This window comes from Synechococcus sp. F70.1 (assembly GCF_047502745.1).
Lineage (GTDB): Bacteria > Cyanobacteriota > Cyanobacteriia > Thermostichales > Thermostichaceae > Thermostichus.
Genome location: NZ_JANSJL010000035.1, coordinates 1 through 15,153, shown reverse-complemented (window position 1 = coordinate 15,153; position 15,153 = coordinate 1). Strand labels below are relative to the sequence as shown.

The 15,153-nt window shown below is 60.6% G+C and carries 14 protein-coding genes; 6 read left to right on the top strand and 8 right to left on the bottom strand.

The window, feature by feature from the left end:
* Positions 1–24: 24 nt before the first annotated feature.
* The 5 genes from NW860_RS02440 to trpC form a co-directional block, all read right to left on the bottom strand.
* Complete coding sequence (locus NW860_RS02440) at positions 25–1,053, bottom strand: sirohydrochlorin chelatase (RefSeq protein WP_414512169.1); 1,029 nt, start codon at positions 1,051–1,053, stop codon at positions 25–27.
* A gap of 195 nt (positions 1,054–1,248) precedes the next feature.
* A complete protein-coding gene (locus NW860_RS02435) occupies positions 1,249–3,564 on the bottom strand; it encodes a heavy metal translocating P-type ATPase (protein ID WP_414512167.1) in 2,316 nt (771 codons plus the stop codon).
* A gap of 90 nt (positions 3,565–3,654) precedes the next feature.
* Positions 3,655–3,849: a copper chaperone gene (locus tag NW860_RS02430; RefSeq protein WP_414396091.1), complete on the bottom strand. Its 195-nt coding sequence runs from the start codon at positions 3,847–3,849 to the stop codon at positions 3,655–3,657.
* A gap of 58 nt (positions 3,850–3,907) precedes the next feature.
* A complete protein-coding gene (locus NW860_RS02425; RefSeq protein WP_414396092.1) occupies positions 3,908–4,147 on the bottom strand; it encodes a DUF5340 domain-containing protein in 240 nt (79 codons plus the stop codon).
* A 39-nt stretch (positions 4,148–4,186) separates the two neighbouring features.
* The gene (gene trpC / locus NW860_RS02420; protein WP_414512165.1) at positions 4,187–5,104 is read right to left on the bottom strand and encodes an indole-3-glycerol phosphate synthase TrpC; all 918 of its coding nucleotides are present in this window, start codon (positions 5,102–5,104) and stop codon (positions 4,187–4,189) included.
* A 228-nt stretch (positions 5,105–5,332) separates the two neighbouring features.
* Between trpC and hmpF the strand changes: the two genes are divergently transcribed.
* Positions 5,333–7,042: a pilus motility taxis protein HmpF gene (gene hmpF, locus NW860_RS02415; protein WP_414512163.1), complete on the top strand. Its 1,710-nt coding sequence runs from the start codon at positions 5,333–5,335 to the stop codon at positions 7,040–7,042.
* A 97-nt stretch (positions 7,043–7,139) separates the two neighbouring features.
* Positions 7,140–8,678: a lysine--tRNA ligase gene (gene lysS / locus NW860_RS02410; RefSeq protein ID WP_414410178.1), complete on the top strand. Its 1,539-nt coding sequence runs from the start codon at positions 7,140–7,142 to the stop codon at positions 8,676–8,678.
* A gap of 31 nt (positions 8,679–8,709) precedes the next feature.
* Here the strand turns inward: lysS and groL are convergent, their stop codons facing one another.
* Positions 8,710–10,332 (bottom strand): chaperonin GroEL, encoded by a 1,623-nt coding sequence (gene groL / locus NW860_RS02405; protein ID WP_414512160.1) that lies wholly within the window; start codon positions 10,330–10,332, stop codon positions 8,710–8,712.
* Positions 10,333–10,546: 214 nt separating this feature from the next.
* Positions 10,547–10,876 carry a 30S ribosomal protein PSRP-3 gene (locus tag NW860_RS02400; RefSeq protein ID WP_414396119.1) on the bottom strand — a complete coding sequence of 110 codons (330 nt, stop codon included), beginning with the start codon at positions 10,874–10,876 and terminating at the stop codon, positions 10,547–10,549.
* A gap of 178 nt (positions 10,877–11,054) precedes the next feature.
* On the opposite strand from NW860_RS02400, the gene cutA reads away from it, so the two are divergent.
* Both cutA and coaD read left to right on the top strand, forming a co-directional pair.
* Entirely contained in the window at positions 11,055–11,390 is a 336-nt protein-coding gene (gene cutA / locus NW860_RS02395; RefSeq protein ID WP_414512158.1) for a divalent-cation tolerance protein CutA, read from the top strand.
* A 22-nt stretch (positions 11,391–11,412) separates the two neighbouring features.
* Positions 11,413–11,892 (top strand): pantetheine-phosphate adenylyltransferase, encoded by a 480-nt coding sequence (gene coaD / locus NW860_RS02390; protein WP_414390724.1) that lies wholly within the window; start codon positions 11,413–11,415, stop codon positions 11,890–11,892.
* Positions 11,893–11,908: 16 nt separating this feature from the next.
* Here the strand turns inward: coaD and psbQ are convergent, their stop codons facing one another.
* A complete protein-coding gene (gene psbQ, locus NW860_RS02385) occupies positions 11,909–12,307 on the bottom strand; it encodes a photosystem II protein PsbQ (RefSeq protein ID WP_414390721.1) in 399 nt (132 codons plus the stop codon).
* 161 nt (positions 12,308–12,468) lie between these two features.
* Between psbQ and NW860_RS02380 the strand changes: the two genes are divergently transcribed.
* Positions 12,469–13,647: a TRC40/GET3/ArsA family transport-energizing ATPase gene (locus NW860_RS02380; protein ID WP_414512155.1), complete on the top strand. Its 1,179-nt coding sequence runs from the start codon at positions 12,469–12,471 to the stop codon at positions 13,645–13,647.
* 55 nt (positions 13,648–13,702) lie between these two features.
* A complete protein-coding gene (trmFO, locus tag NW860_RS02375; protein WP_414512153.1) occupies positions 13,703–15,058 on the top strand; it encodes an FADH(2)-oxidizing methylenetetrahydrofolate--tRNA-(uracil(54)-C(5))-methyltransferase TrmFO in 1,356 nt (451 codons plus the stop codon).
* Positions 15,059–15,153: the final 95 nt, after the last annotated feature.

Here is a 15,153-nt window from a genome sequence, read left to right as displayed (position 1 = left end):
CCCCAGTTTATCCCGTCGCTCTTGCTAGGGCACCTGCCAAGCTCGTTGGTGATAGCTCTCCAAGGAGGCCCAGGGATCCGCTGCCCCTGCGGGGGCATGGTGGTGTTCAGAGTGATGGTGGTGAGGACCGTGCCCATGGGAGTGATGGTCATGGTCGTGGGGATGAGGATGGGAATGTCCTGCTCCCAGCTCTGCGCTCACCGCCAGGCGAAACTTGCAGAGGTGGCAGTTCACTGGAGTTTGGCCCTGGAGAGCCTCCTGCTCCAGTTGCTGCAGGCTGTGCAGCACCGTATCCACTATGCCCAATTCTGGCAGCATCAGCCAGTCAATCTCGGGGTGGCAGCGCCGCTGCTCCTGCACTGCTGCCTCGATTCTTTTCACCAGTACCCCTGTAAAGAGAAAATAGGGCAACACGAGAACCCGGCGCGGCTGCCAAGAGAGGGCTCGCTGCAACCCCACGGGCAGGCGCGGATGGGTAATGCCGATAAAGCAAGTCTCCACGGCCGCAAACCCCGACCCTTCCCAGAGCAGCCGAGCCAGCTTGCAGGCTTCGGCGTTGGCTTCGGGATCGCTGGAGCCGCGGCCGACAAAGAGCAGCACCGTCTCCGCTTCCGGGATCCGCTGCGGCTGGGCGGCCAGCAAAGTGGCCATTCGCTCCCGCAGCATTTGCAAGATCTCAACGCGGATCCCCAGCGGCGCGCCGTAGTGGACGCGCAACTGCGGGTGGAGGGCCTGGAGGCGATCCAGCTCCGTGGTCACGTCGAACTTGTTGTGGCGCGCCCCAAACAGCAATAGCGGCAGAGCCACGATCTCCTGCCACCCCTGGGCCAAGCAGTGTTCCACCCCTTGGGCAATGGTCGGCTGGGCCAGCTCCAGAAAGCAAGGGATCACCGGCCGATGGGGGGTAAGAGCTTGGTAGGTCTGGGCCAGCTCCAGGAAGGCTTGCTGTCCCTCCGGGTCACGGGATCCGTGGCCGATGAGCAACAAGGGCAAGGACGCAGAAGGGGACTGCCCAACGGTAGAGGAAGGAGAAAAACTGAGGGTACTCAACACGAAAACTCCGTTCCTTGGGAATTGCAAAGGTCCAGGAAAAAACAGGTGGGTGTTTTCGCTGAGGGAGCGGATTGGCGCCCCACTTTCCCCAGCCTGCCTGGGCCTTTTAGGCTAGCCTGCCGCTAGTTGTTCACCAAGGCCCCCCAGGGGGATTGCCGCCTCCGGGGAGATAATTCCAGATCCTTGTCTTGATCCCTAACTCCCTCCTCTCCGAGCAAGAGGGACTGGGGGTGAGGGCCGAAAATGCCGCAGGCGCAGGGCATTGGCCACCACCGAGACAGAGCTGAAGGCCATGGCTGCCCCCGCCAACATGGGGTTGAGCAGCCAGCCGGTGAAGGGATAGAGCGCCCCGGCAGCAATGGGAATCCCCAGGACGTTGTAGATAAAGGCAAAGAAGAGGTTTTGGCGAATGTTGGCAAGGGTAGCCCGGCTAAGTTGGATGGCGGCAGCCACACCCCGCAAATCGCCCGATACCAGGGTAATGTCGCCGGTGGCCATGGCCACGTCCGTGCCCGTCCCCATGGCGATCCCCACATCGGCCTCAGCCAGGGCCGGCGCATCGTTAAGGCCGTCTCCCACCATCACCACCCGCCCCTGAGGCCGCCTAAGCTGGCGAATCAAGGCTGCCTTCTGCTCAGGACGGACTTGGGCAATGACTCGCCGGATCCCGACCTGCCGGGCAATGGCTTGGGCAGTGGTGGGGTTGTCGCCAGTCAGCATAACCACCTCCAGCCCCATCTGGTGCAGCTGCTGCACAGCTTCAGCGGAAGTGGGCTTTAGCGGATCGGCAATGGCCAGCAGTCCCAGAAAACTCTCCCCTTGAGCCACGCCAATGACCGTTTTGCCCTCGTTCTCCCAAGCTTGAGCCCGCTCCTTGCTGGCGGGATGGCAAGGGATCCCCATCGCCTGCAGCCAGCTCAGCCGACCAACACGCACCGGCTGTCCCTCTACCCAGGCTTCTATCCCCTCGCCTACTCTTGCCTGGAAGTTCTGGGCTGGCGGGAGCGCGATCCCTTCTGCTTCGGCTTTTTGCACCACTGCCCGAGCTAGCGGATGTTCTGAGTACTGTTCTGCCGCAGCCGCTAGACGCAACAGCCCTAGGGGAGAGGAGGCTGGAGTCCAGATATCGGTAACAGCGGGACGGCCAGCGGTGAGAGTGCCGGTTTTGTCCAAGACCACGGTGGCGAGGCGATGGGCCAAAACCTCCAAGCTCTCAGGCCGCTTCACCAGGATCCCCAGCTCTGCTCCTCGCCCTATGGCCACCTGGATCGAGGTGGGGGTGGCCAAACCCAGGGCACAAGGGCAGGCAATGACCAGCACCCCAACGGCATTGACCAAAGCCAACGTTGGCTTGCCCGCCAGCCCCCACCAGAGCCCAAACGTTACCGCCGCCACTCCAATGACCGCCGGCACAAACCACGAGGTCACTCGATCTGCCAGCTGCTGAATGGGAGCTTTGGATCCCTGAGCTTCCTGCACCAGGCGCACGATCTGGGCCAAAAGCGTATCTTTGCCTACCCGCTGGGCCTTCATGACAAAGCTGCCGGTCTGGTTGAGAGTGGCCGCGATAACCTCATCCCCCACCGATTTGACGACAGGCAGGCTTTCCCCGGTTGCCATCGACTCATCTATCGCCGAGGAACCTTCCAGGATTACACCGTCCACCGGCACCTTCTCGCCGGGGCGCACGCGGATGCAATCTCCTACTTGCACCTCCCCAATTGGAATCTCCTGTTCCACTCCCTGGCGAATTACCCTTGCGGTTTTGGGCTGCAGCCCCATCAGCTTGTGGATGGCCTCGGAGGTTTGGGCTTTGGCCCGCTGCTCCATCCACTTGCCCACCAGCACCAGCGTGACGACCACGGCCGCTACTTCGTAGTACACCTCGGGGTGCAGCCCTTGCCGGTGGAAGAAGTCGGGAAAGAGGGTGGCAAAAAGGGAATGGAAGAAGGCGGCACTGGTTCCCAAGGCCACCAGGGTGTTCATATCGGCCGTTCGCCGCCGCCAAGCCGCCCAGGCGCCGCGATAAAACGGCTGGCCCACCCAAAACTGCACCGGTATTGTCAGCAGCAACTGCAGCCACGGATCCTGCAGGGGCAAGCCGGGGATCTCCCTCCCCAGCATCATCGGCAACGATCCCACTAGCAGCGCCGTGCTGATGCCTGCTCCTATTGCCGCCTTCAGCTTCCACTCCCGTTCTGCCGCCCGTTGGGCAATCCGCTCGGGATCCGTCGGCTCCAGCAGTTGCCAATCGTCTTGGAGGAGGTGGGCCCGATACCCCGCCTGCTCCACTGCCCGGATTAAGGCTTGGGGGCTCACCAGCCGGGGATCCCCTTGAACAATCGCCTGTTCGCTGGCAAAGTTCACCGTTTGCGCCGTCACCCCTGGCACCTGGCCCAGCGCCCGTTCAATGCTGACAGCGCAGGAGGCACAGCTCATCCCTTGGATGGCCAAGCGCCAAGTGCCGGCAGCAGATGGGGCAGAGGGGTTGGGGGTACCAGAACCAGACATGGCTGCCCTCCGAGTAAAAGCAACGCCAAAGCCTCCTTCCTCCCAACAATGAGGAAAACCCCAGCCGGGAGCTCTGTCCTGCCGACGTCGCTACGCCGGCGGATAGCCCACTTGGGCAAGCACCTGCCGCCAGTCCGTGTCCGTCTGCGCGGAGAGAATCCGCACCTGCTTAGTCTTGGGATCCGCTTCCACTTGGGCCTGGGGATCCCGTTGCCGCACCGCCTGGGCAATGGTCTCCACACAAGCCGAGCAGGCCAGCTTGGGCACCGTCAAAACAACCTGCATCCTGAAAAGCCTCTACACCTCCATAGCTCGATGCTAAGCCTTGCAGGGGGCTAGAAGGTCAAGGGGAGGGAGGCGGATCGTCCAGGTTCCAGCGGTAGTCCACTTGGTAGCCCCGCTGGCGCCACTCTTCTTCCAGTTGCAACTGTTGGGTGAGGGCCTTGCGCAAAGAGGTGATCAGCTCTTGCGTGCGGCCGCGGTTGCCAAAATCCTGTTCCTCGACTGCCGGAAACGTCTGCCGCTCCAAAACCCGCAGCAGAAACTCATAGTGGATGTGGGCTGGCACCGGAATCCGTTTCATCGATCTAGAAGGGATCCATCTTGGTGGCTGGCGAAAAGTTTACGGGGACAACAGGGAGCGCACCGCTTGGCCAGGATCTGGCTGCGTGACCAGGGCTTCCCCCACCAGCACGGCGCGCACCCCCCAGGCTTGCAACTGCTGCAGATCGGCGAAGGTGTGGATGCCAGACTCGCTGACCACCGGCAGATCCCCCAGGCGATCCCGGTAGGCGGCTAGGAGGTTGCGTGTCGTCCTTAAGTCGACTGTAAAGGTTCTCAAGTCGCGATTGTTGATGCCAATCAACACCCGCCCCTTGGCCTGTTGCAGTTGCGGCAAGGCTAAGACTCGCTCCAGCTCCTGAGCGGTATGCACCTCCAGCAAAGCCGCCATGCCCAATCGCTGAACGAGCTTGAGGAAGTAGCCCAAGTCGGCATCCGAGAGAATGGCGGCAATCAGCAGCACCGCATCCGCTCCTAGGCTGCGGGCCCAGAGGATTTGGTAGGGGTAGAGGATGAACTCCTTGCAGAGGATGGGGATCCCTACTGCCTGGCGGATCTGGCGCAGGTACTCGCCGCTGCCCTGAAAAAACCGCTCATCTGTAAGCACCGATAGGCAACTGGCCCCCCCTGCTTCATAGCTGCGGGCAATGGCCACTGGGTCAAAGGGATCCCGGAGGATGCCGCGGCTAGGAGAGGCCCTTTTCACCTCAGCGATGAGAGAGACGGGGTGGGGGGATTGGGTGAGAGCGGCCACGAAATCCCGCACGGGGGGAGCCTGCTCCAGTTGCCGTTGCAATTCCTTGAGGGGAAGCTGCTCCCGCTGGCGCTCCACCTCCTGCTCTTTGTGCCAGACAATGGCTTCCAAAATGTGGCGCGGCTCAGCCTCGGGCGCTGCTATCTGGTAGACCTGCGAGGCGACCACCACCGCTGGGGCAGGGGAACGCCGACGAATAGCAAGCGGTTCACTCTGCAGCTCCATATCGCCCCTGACCAGAACCTTTCACCTCACCCTAGATCACTCTAGGGCTAAGCGGCCAGTTTGAATAGCTACTCCAGGTTTCCCCAAGCAGCCTCTGGCAAAGGCGTTTTTTTTACCCTATCGTTGAGGTTGGGATCAGCAACTGAGATGGCGGGTTAACCTGCAAGTCGAGCGGCGGCCCTAAAGCAGGATTGAGGTTATTGCGGTCCACGTTTGAGGGGGTTAGGCGTGCTGTACCTAGCAGAGCTCTCCAAGCCACTTGGATTTGCCAAGTCGTCTCTGCAACTACTAGCTAAGCAACAGCAGGACAACACCTGGGTGGCCGTCAACGAAGAATCCATCACCCTGGATGGCCGCATTGCTCAAGAAGCCGGGCGCTTCAAGGATGGGGCGCTGGTGCTAGCAGAGGTCTCTGGCAACCGTCAGGTAACTCGCATCAGCGAAGCTGCTCGCCAAGTGGTAACCTACCTGCAAAGTTTCAGCCAACTTCAGCAAAAAGTCCGCAGCCAAGAGGAAGAGATCGAGAATTGGCGCAAGTCCCTCACCTTTCAGGCCCAAGAGCTCACCCGCCGCGAGATGGAGCTGGCTGCCCAAGAAGAGGAGGTGCAGCGGCTGTACGAGCAATACAAAGCAGTCGAGGAGGAGCGCAAACTTCTGGAGAGTCTCAAAGAGGAGCTGACCAACCAGCAAGCCTATCTGGCTGAGCAACAGCGCCTGATTGGAGAGCAGCGAGAAGCTCTCAACCGACAGCGGCAGGAACTGGAAGCTCGCCCCAGCCGCCTTAGAGAAGCTGAAGCAGCCCAGCTCCGGGCTTTGTTGCAAGAAGTTCAGGAACATTTAAGTTTCCCTACGGCGCCCCTGGATCTTCTGCAAAGCTTGAAAAGCCAGGTTCAGCAGCAGCAGGAGCACTTCCACCACCAGATGGCCCAACTGGAGCAGGAGCGACAGCAAGCCCAAATTGGCCAGGAGGGGCTGGAGCGGGACTACCAAGCCTGGCGAGAGCGCCGCGCTGCCTGGTGGGGATCCCGCCATGCCCTCGAGCAAAGCCAGGCTGGCTGGCAGGTTCAGCAGCGATCCCTGCAGCTTTACCAAGAGCAACTGCAGAGGATCCTCCAGCAGTTGCACTCTCAGGAGAGCCTCCAGCAAAAAGCCTACCGTTTGGTTCAGGAGTACGACTTCATCGTTGACGGTAGCCGCAACGGAGGGGAGGAGGTGGCGGTCTCAGTGGAGGAGCTGGCGGCTTTGGTTAGCCAAATGCGCCGGGACTACGAGCAGCGGGCGGCCCAGGTTAGCCAGCAGCGGGCTGAGCTGGAGCAGAACCGGCAAACCTTACAGGGGTTACAAGCGCGGCTGGCCACCGCCTCTCCCGAGGAACGGTTTGACCTCGAAATGGAGATCGACTACGCCCAGGCTGCCTGTAGCGCCCTAGAAGAAGCTCTGCTGCCCCAAGAGAAAAACCTGCAGCGGGAGTACGAGGAACTAGCCCGCCACGAGGCTCGCCTCAAGCAGCTACAGAATCAGGCTGCCGCTCCGGTTCGAGTGGATATTGGTCCCCTCCTGGGACAGATGGCCGAGCAAAAGCAGGAGCTGCTCCAGGAAAAAGACCGCCTGCAAACGCTTGTCCACCAACTGGAAGCTTCTCTCTCAGCTCAACAGGAGCAACTGAACCGCCAACAGCAGGACCTGGAGCAGGAGTGGCAACACCTGGAGCAAGAGGAGGAGGCCCTGCGGGCCCGGGCCCAGGCAATGGCCGAAACCTGGGGGCGCCTCAACCAACTGCAAGCTGCGCTTGCTGCTGAGCAGGAGCGCTGGGCAGAGTGGGCAGGGTATCTGGGGCAGTTGGAGGCGGAGCTGAGTCGGTACCAAGAAGGGAGCTCCAGCGCCTGGGCTCACCTCCAGCAGGTGCAGGCCCTCTTGGCTGGCCTTGCCCAGGGATAAGCCTTAAGCCTGTCCTAGAGCCTAAGCGCCTTCTAGGGAGCGCAGGGGCAAAGCCGGGATCCTCTTCCTCGCTTGTTGGTTTCAGCAGTTTTTACTTATGTCCACCCCTTCCACTAGCAGCGAAGCCGCTCAACGGGCTGCCCGCCTAGAAAAGGTCCGCCACCTGCAGGAGCAAGGGATCCTGCCCTATGCCTATTCTTTTCCCGTTACCCACCTAGCTGCCGAGTTGCAGGCGCAATTTGCTGACCTGGAGCCTGGCGGGGAGCGGGAGGATGTCCAGGTGGCCGTGGCTGGGCGAATCCGGGCGCGGCGAGTGATGGGTAAACTCGCTTTCTTGACTCTGCAAGATCGCTCTGGCACCATCCAGCTTTACCTGGAGAAGCAGCGGCTAACAGAGCGCATGGGGGAGGTGGCTTTCAAGAACCTAGACAAGCTCATCGACGTGGGCGACTGGCTGGGGGCCAGGGGCTGCCTCAAGCGCACCGAAAAAGGGGAGCTGTCGGTGTGGGTGGACGAATACCAGATCCTGACCAAGGCCCTGCTGCCTCTGCCTGACAAGTGGCACGGCCTGCGGGATGTGGAAAAACGCTACCGCCAGCGCTACGTCGATCTCATCGTCAACCCCGAGGTCAAACAGACCCTGCTCGACCGCGCCAAGATCATCCGCTCCCTGCGGCAGACCCTGGAAGAGCGAGGCTTTGTGGAAATTGAAACGCCGGTGTTGCAGGTTATCCCCGGGGGGGCAGAGGCGCGGCCTTTTGTAACCCACCACAACGCCCTGAATCTAGATCTCTACCTCCGTATTGCCACCGAGCTGCACCTGAAGCGGCTGGTGGTGGGCGGGATCGAGCGGGTTTACGAAATTGGGCGGGTCTTTCGCAATGAGGGGATCTCCACCCGCCACAACCCGGAATTTACCTCCCTGGAGGCCTACCAAGCCTTTGCTGACTATCACACGATGATGGAGCTCACCGAAACCTTGGTGTGCAACGCCGCCCTGGCTGTGCGGGGATCCCTGCAGCTTACCTACCAAGGGGAAGCCATCGACCTCACCCCCCCCTGGCGACGGGTGACGATGCAAGAGCTGGTGGAAGAGGCCACTGGCATCTTCATCGATGTAGAAAAAGAGTGCTCTGAGGAGCTCTTGCCCGCCTTGGCCGCGCAAGGGATCCCCAATCTCTCACCCCAGGACTCTCCTGGCCAGTTGCTGGTCAAGGCCTTTGAGCACTGCTGTGAAAGCCGCCTACGCCAACCCACCTTTGTCCTGGACTATCCCCTGGAGGTATGTCCGCTCACCAAGCCTCACCGCAGCAAGGCAGGGCTGGCCGAGCGCTTTGAGCTGTTCATTGTTGGGCGGGAGACAGCCAACGCCTACTCGGAGCTCACCGATCCGGTGGATCAGCGGCGGCGGCTGGAGGCCCAGGCAGCCCTAAAGGCAGCTGGCAAGGAAGAAGCCCACTTTCTTGACGAAGACTTCCTCACGGCCCTGGAATATGGCCTTCCTCCCACGGGCGGTCTTGGCCTAGGCATTGACCGCCTGGTGATGCTGCTGTGCGATGCTCCCAGCATTCGGGATGTCATTGCCTTTCCCCTGCTGCGGCCCGAAAGCTCCGCCCAAGAAAAAGCCCCCGAATAGGGGCCTAGGCTTGCAGAAGGGCTTTACATCATTACATCATTCCCGGCTTGCTCGGGCGGCCTTTGGCCGGCTTGGGCTCCGGCTTCTCGACGACCACGGCCTCCGTGGTGAGGTACATGGCAGCAATGGAAGCCGCATTTTGCAGGGCCAAGCGCACCACCTTGGCCGGGTCTACAATCCCGCGGGCAAACATGTCCACATACTCGGCGGTCAGGGCGTCGAGGCCGTAGGGCATCTCTTGCTCCAGAACCTTTTCCACCACTATCGATCCCTCCAGCCCCGCATTGTGGGCAATCTGATAGAGCGGCGCCCGCACGGCCTGGTAGACAATGTCTGCCCCCACCTGCTCTTCGGCATTCAACTTGGCCTTAAAGTCTGGGATCCCCTTGGAAAGGTGGAGTAGCGTCACCCCCCCGCCAGGGACGATCCCTTCCTCTACGGCTGCTCGCGTGGCGTTGAGAGCATCTTCAATGCGCAGCTTGCGGTCTTTGAGCTCGGTCTCGGTGGCAGCTCCCACCTTGATGACCGCCACTCCGCCAACCAGCTTGGCAATTCGCTCCTGCAACTTCTCGCGGTCGTACTCAGAATCGGTGGTCTCCAGCTGCTTGCGGAGCTGAGCTACCCGCTTTTCTACGGCCGCCTTAGTACTGCCATCGGTAACAATGGTGGTCTTGTCGCGGGTAACCGTGATCTTGCGGGCCGACCCCAGCATGTCCAGAGTGACATTCTCCATCTTGACGCCAATTTCCTCCGAGATGAGCCGGCCCCCGGTGAGGATGGCAATGTCCTCCAGCATGGCCTTGCGCCGCTCCCCAAAGGAGGGAGCCTTCACCGCCACCGCACTCAACACTCCCCGCAGCTTGTTGACCACTAGGGTAGCCAGGGCTTCTCCCTCCACATCTTCGGCAATCACCAGTAAGGGCCGCCCCTCCCGGGCCAGCCGCTCCAGCAGAGGCACCAGCTCCTGCACGTTGGAGAGCTTGTTGCTCGTGATGAGCAGATAGGCGTTTTCGTATTCCGCTACCATCCGCTCGGTATCGGTGATGAAGTAGGGAGAGATGTAGCCGCGGTCAAACTGCATTCCCTCCACTACTTCCAACTGGGTTTCCATCGACTTGGACTCTTCGACCGTGATCACCCCCTCTCGCCCCACCGCATCCATGGCCCTGGCGATCATCTCGCCTACCTCGCTGTCGTTACCGGCAGAGATAGTGGCCACCTCGGTGATGGTCTTGCGATCCTCCACCCGTTTGGCCTGGGCGGCAATCTTCTCCACCAGGTAGGCGGTGGTCTTTTCAATGCCGCGCCGCAGGGCTACAGGGTTAGCTCCTGCCGCAACGTGCTTTAGCCCCTCCTGGATCATGCTCTGGGCCAGGATGGTGGCTGTACTGGTGCCATCCCCGGCCGCGTCGTTGGTTTTGCTGGCCACCTCCCGCATCAACTGGGCACCGGCATTTTTCAAGGGATTGGCCAACTCAATTTCTTTAGCAATTGTTACTCCATCGTTAACAATCTGAGGAGCGCCAAATTTCTTCTCTAGAACCACATTGCGCCCCTTAGGGCCAATCGTAACCTTGACTGCGTTTGCTACTTGATTGATGCCCTCTTCTAGAGCCTTGCGAGCCTCCTCCTTAAACAAAATCTGCTTTGCCATAGAATCCCTGATCCTCGCTATCTCAACTAGCAACTAGGCCACTTGTTCTAAGTGCTACCGGGCAGAGCGGGATCCTGCGAGGTCGACAGCGATCCCTTCCCTTGGCTAGGTCAAGAGTTAGCACTCTGGAACCTCGAGTGCTAATCTAGCCCAAAGGCGGCAGCCTCAGCAAGATGGCCTGGATGCAGAGATAGCAGGCGGAAGCAGGGAACACTCACGAACTGTCGCTGATGAGGATGTCAGGAAACTGGGCTTGGGCTTCGCTAATAGGGCGGTCGCGCCCACCATTTTGCCAGTAGTTGATGAGCTCAGTGGCTTGGTTGAGCAAGTTGATGCGATCTTCTTCACTAATCCAGCTTTTGCTTTCCAGTTCAGCCTTAAGCTGTTCCCAAGCATCATCTCGGGGCCAGAAGAAGTAGCGGGTGAGAGGACTGCGGTTTTTGGCCACTACTTGATCCACTGCAATGGCCAAATCGTTTTGCAGCCACAAAGCTTTTAGGGCAAATTTCGGCAAGGCTTGTTTCTCCCTAGATAACGACAAGATACAAGCCCGACCTGAGCCGGGCAGAGTTCTATTGTAAACTACCCGTCCTCAGGTAGAAGGCGGTGCTCCCTCCCGGCTGGGTGGGGCTATTGAGGAGCTGGCCTAGCTCTGCCCTTTTTCTTGCGGAGCCTGAAGGGTAGGATGGGGGAGAGGAATGCCTACAGCCAGCTTTAATTTAATGGACGACAAGACCGCCCTAGAAACCCTCTCCGTGGTCATGACCACCGTGGGCTCCGAAGCCGACGCCCATCGCCTGGCCCACACCTTAGTGGCCGAGCGCTACGTGGCCTGTGCCCAGGTGCTGCCCCCCATTGCCTCCTACTACCGCTGGCAGGGATCCCTGCAGACAGAGAAAGAATACTTGCTGCTGCTTAAGTTGCCCAGCAGGGCTTATCCCCGCCTGGAACAGCGGCTGCGGGAGCTCCACCCCTACCAGGAGCCGGAGATCCTGGCTCTGCCGGCTGCTCAGGTAAGCGCTACCTATCTGGCGTGGGCCCGAGAGCAGGTAGGCTAAGAAGAGCGGTACCCTCTCTAGCATGATTGCCCTCTACCCCGGCAGCTTTGACCCCATCACCTTTGGGCACCTCGACATCATCGAGCGGGCCAGCCGTCTGTTTTCCAAAGTCATCGTTGCAGTCCTGAAAAACCCCAACAAAACGCCTCTGTTTACTCCTGAGCAGCGGCAAGCCCAGATCCTCCTCTCTGTTGCCCACCTAAAAAACGTTGAGGTCGACACCTTTTCCGGCCTGACGGTGGCCTACGCCCGCCAGCGAGGGGCAAAAGTCATTGTGCGCGGCTTGCGGGTGCTATCTGACTTTGATGTCGAGCTGCAGATGGCCCACACCAACAAGCTCCTGGCTCCTGAGTTGGAAACCCTTTTCCTTGCTACTGCTAGCGAGCACAGCTTTGTCAGTAGCAGCTTAGTTAAGGAAGTGGCCAAGCTAGGCGGCCCCATTGACCACCTGGTACCCCCGCCGGTGGCTCAAGATCTGCGGGAGCGTTTCCCCTTAACTTGACCCGCTCTGTCCCCAACTACGAAAACAGGGCCTTGAGCTCTTGCAACGTCTTTCTCACCTTGGCCTGGGCAGCTTCCACCTCTGGTTGGTCGTAGGCTTTGGCGGCAAAGTCGAGTTCTTCCAAGCTGCGGCCCATTTCCTTGGCCAAGCGCAGCATCTCCCGCTTTTGCTGCTGGGGCAAGGTGTTTGCCAGGCTAGTTAGGGTCTTGCGGGTCAGGCCCATCGGCCCGTGAAGGTAGGAGCGGATCTCCAGCCAATCCTCAGCGTCCACCAGGCTCTGCAGCCGCTCTACGTGTTGCTCTAGCTGCTGTAGCTCTCGGGGCAAGGCGGCAGCCGCCTGGACAGGAAGGGATCCCAGCCACAGGCCCAACGTTAGGATGGCAAGTAGCAGCAAACTGCGCCAGCGACGCATCATCCTCCACCTCCCACCTGTCTTCACCGGCTTGACTCTTGGCCATTACTTTCTCAGCAACCATATAGTGTACCTGTTGACTGCCCTCCAGCCCTTGGCCGCTCGGAGGAGAAAAGAGCAAATCGGTTAGCCTAGAACTGTAAAAGAATGTAAACGGCGCTCCCATGCAACGCATCATCCTCATGACTGGCAAGGGAGGGGTCGGCAAGACCTCGATGGCAGCGGCGACCGGCTGGCGTTGTGCCGAGCTTGGCCTAAAAACCCTGGTGCTGAGCACCGATCCGGCCCACTCCCTGGCCGACAGTTTCGACCAACCCTTGGGCCACGAGCCGGTGGAGGTCAAACCCAACCTCTGGGGAGCGGAGCTGGATGCCCTGCAGGAGCTGGAACTGAACTGGGGATCCGTCAAGGCCTACATCACGCAGGTGTTGCAGGCCCGCGGGCTGGACGGCGTGCAGGCGCAGGAGCTGGCGGTGCTGCCGGGGATGGACGAGATCTTTGCCCTGGTGCGGGTCAACCGCCACTACGACGAAGGCAAGTTCGATGTGCTCATCATCGACTCAGCCCCTACTGGCACGGCTTTGCGCCTCCTCAGCTTGCCCGATGTTTCCGGCTGGTACATGCGCAAGTTCTACAAACCTTTACAGGGGTTGGCGCGGGTGCTGCGCCCTATTGCCGAGCCGATTGTTAAAGGGCTAACCGGGCTCCCCCTGCCAGATGACCAGGTGCTAGATGCCCCCTACGAGTTCTACCAGAAGATCGAGCGGCTAGAGCGCATCCTTACCGACAACCGCATCACCTCAGTGCGCCTGGTCACCAACCCCGAAAAGATGGTGATCAAGGAGTCCCTGCGGGCGCATGCCTACCTTAGCCTCTACGGCGTCGCCACCGATTTGGTGATCGCCAACCGCATTTTGCCAGAAGGGGTGGTGGATCCCTACTTTGCCGCCTGGAAGGCTGCCCAGCAGAAGTATCGCCAGCAGATCCACGAGGACTTTGCTCCTCTACCGGTGGTGGAGATCCCGCTTTACCCCGAGGAGCTGGTGGGGTGGGACGCCCTGGCCCGCCTGAAAAAGGATCTCTGGGGAGACCGCAACCCGGCGGAGGTGTTCTACGCTGAGCAGACAATGCAGGTGGTTACCGACAACGGCCAGTACCGCCTAGACCTCTACTTGCCCGGGATCCCCAAAGAGCAGGTGGAGCTTAGCAAAACTGGCGACGAGCTCAACATCCGCATTGGCAACCACCGCCGCAACCTGGTGTTGCCCCAGGCTCTAGCGGCCATGAAGCCGGCACGAGCCAAAATGGAAGAGGACTACCTGCGCATTCACTTTGCCGCCTGAGGGAGCTGCTAGCGGGGAGTACCTAACTGGCTGAGCGTTTTCTCTGGAGGCTGTGATGCACCATCCCGCGCATCCATCGCCAACCGTGGCCCCCATCCATGTGGTGGGCGGTGGGCTGGCAGGGACAGAAGCCGCCTGGCAAATCGCCCAACTGGGGGTGCCTGTTATCCTCTCGGAGATGCGCCCTGTGCGGCAAAGCCCGGCCCACCATACGGATCTACTGGGAGAGCTGGTGTGCAGCAATTCCTTCGGGGCCATAGCCAGCGATCGAGCGGCAGGGCTGCTTAAGGAAGAGCTGCGCCAACTGGGATCTCTGGTGATCGCCACCGCGGATCGCCACGCTGTGCCGGCAGGGGGAGCCCTGGCCGTGGATCGGGCTCGCTTTAGCCAGGCCCTAACAGAAGCCATTGCCAACCATCCTCTCATCACCCTGCGCCGGGAGGAGGTGACCGAGATCCCAGAAGGGATAGCTGTCCTCTGCACCGGCCCCCTGACCAGCGAGCCCCTAGCCAAGGCGCTGCAGGCCTTCACCGGCCTGGAGTACCTGAGCTTTTTTGACGCTTCCAGCCCAATTGTTACCGGGGATTCCCTCAACCGCACAGTAGTGTTTCAGGCTTCTCGCTACGACAGAGGAGAGGCGGCCTACCTCAACTGCCCCATGACAGAGGCGGAGTACGAGCGCTTCTGGCAGGCGCTGGTGGAGGCAGAACAGGTGCCCCTTAAGGATTTTGAAAAAGAGGAGCGCAAGTTTTTCGAGGGCTGCCTGCCCATTGAAGAAATGGCCCGGCGCGGCAAAGACACCCTCCGCTTTGGACCCTTGAAGCCGGTGGGGCTGGTGGATCCCCGCACGGGATCCCGGCCCTATGCGGTGGTGCAGCTACGCCAGGAGGACAGAGCAGGCAAGCTGTGGAACCTGGTGGGCTTTCAGACCAATTTGAAGTGGGGAGAACAGCAGCGGGTCTTTCGCCTCATCCCCGGCCTGGAAGCAGCGGAGTTTGTCCGCTTTGGCGTGATGCACCGCAACACCTTCTTGAACTCGCCGCAGCTTTTGCTGCCTACGTTGCAATTTCGCCGCCGTCCGACCCTGTTGGCTGCCGGCCAGTTGGTGGGCACTGAAGGCTACGCCTGCGCCGTGGCGGGGGGGTGGCTGGCCGGACAGAACGCCGCTCGCCTGGCTCTGGGGCTGCCTTTGATCACGTTGCCGCCGGAGACGATGATGGGATCCCTGTTTCAGTTCATCAGCAGCGCCGATCCCAAGTACTTCCAGCCCATGCCAGCCAATTTTGGCCTCTTGCCGGAGCTGGAGGGGCAAAAGGTTCGCAGCAAACAAGAGCGCTATGGTCGTTACCGGGATCGCGCCTTGGCTGCTTTGGCGGCAACGGGGCTGGTGCGCCAGGTGCAAACTGCCTGAGTTCCTTACCCTCCAAGCGCAAACGGCTGGCTAGCCTGGATTGACATACTCCCCGCCCTGAAGGGCATTCGCGACAGCGGGCCGTAGGCCGGGGA

What these genes read in the sequence shown, in the direction of transcription:
- NW860_RS02435 (WP_414512167.1), bottom strand. Translation starts at nt 3,564, where the DNA reads ATGTCTGGTTCTGGTACCCCCAACCCCTCTGCCCCATCTGCTGCCGGC.
- NW860_RS02430 (WP_414396091.1), bottom strand. Translation starts at nt 3,849, where the DNA reads ATGCAGGTTGTTTTGACGGTGCCCAAGCTGGCCTGCTCGGCTTGTGTG.
- NW860_RS02425 (WP_414396092.1), bottom strand. Translation starts at nt 4,147, where the DNA reads ATGAAACGGATTCCGGTGCCAGCCCACATCCACTATGAGTTTCTGCTG.
- trpC (WP_414512165.1), bottom strand. Translation starts at nt 5,104, where the DNA reads ATGGAGCTGCAGAGTGAACCGCTTGCTATTCGTCGGCGTTCCCCTGCC.
- lysS (WP_414410178.1), top strand. Translation starts at nt 7,140, where the DNA reads ATGTCCACCCCTTCCACTAGCAGCGAAGCCGCTCAACGGGCTGCCCGC.
- groL (WP_414512160.1), bottom strand. Translation starts at nt 10,332, where the DNA reads ATGGCAAAGCAGATTTTGTTTAAGGAGGAGGCTCGCAAGGCTCTAGAA.
- cutA (WP_414512158.1), top strand. Translation starts at nt 11,055, where the DNA reads ATGGACGACAAGACCGCCCTAGAAACCCTCTCCGTGGTCATGACCACC.
- coaD (WP_414390724.1), top strand. Translation starts at nt 11,413, where the DNA reads ATGATTGCCCTCTACCCCGGCAGCTTTGACCCCATCACCTTTGGGCAC.
- psbQ (WP_414390721.1), bottom strand. Translation starts at nt 12,307, where the DNA reads ATGATGCGTCGCTGGCGCAGTTTGCTGCTACTTGCCATCCTAACGTTG.
- NW860_RS02380 (WP_414512155.1), top strand. Translation starts at nt 12,469, where the DNA reads ATGCAACGCATCATCCTCATGACTGGCAAGGGAGGGGTCGGCAAGACC.
- trmFO (WP_414512153.1), top strand. Translation starts at nt 13,703, where the DNA reads ATGCACCATCCCGCGCATCCATCGCCAACCGTGGCCCCCATCCATGTG.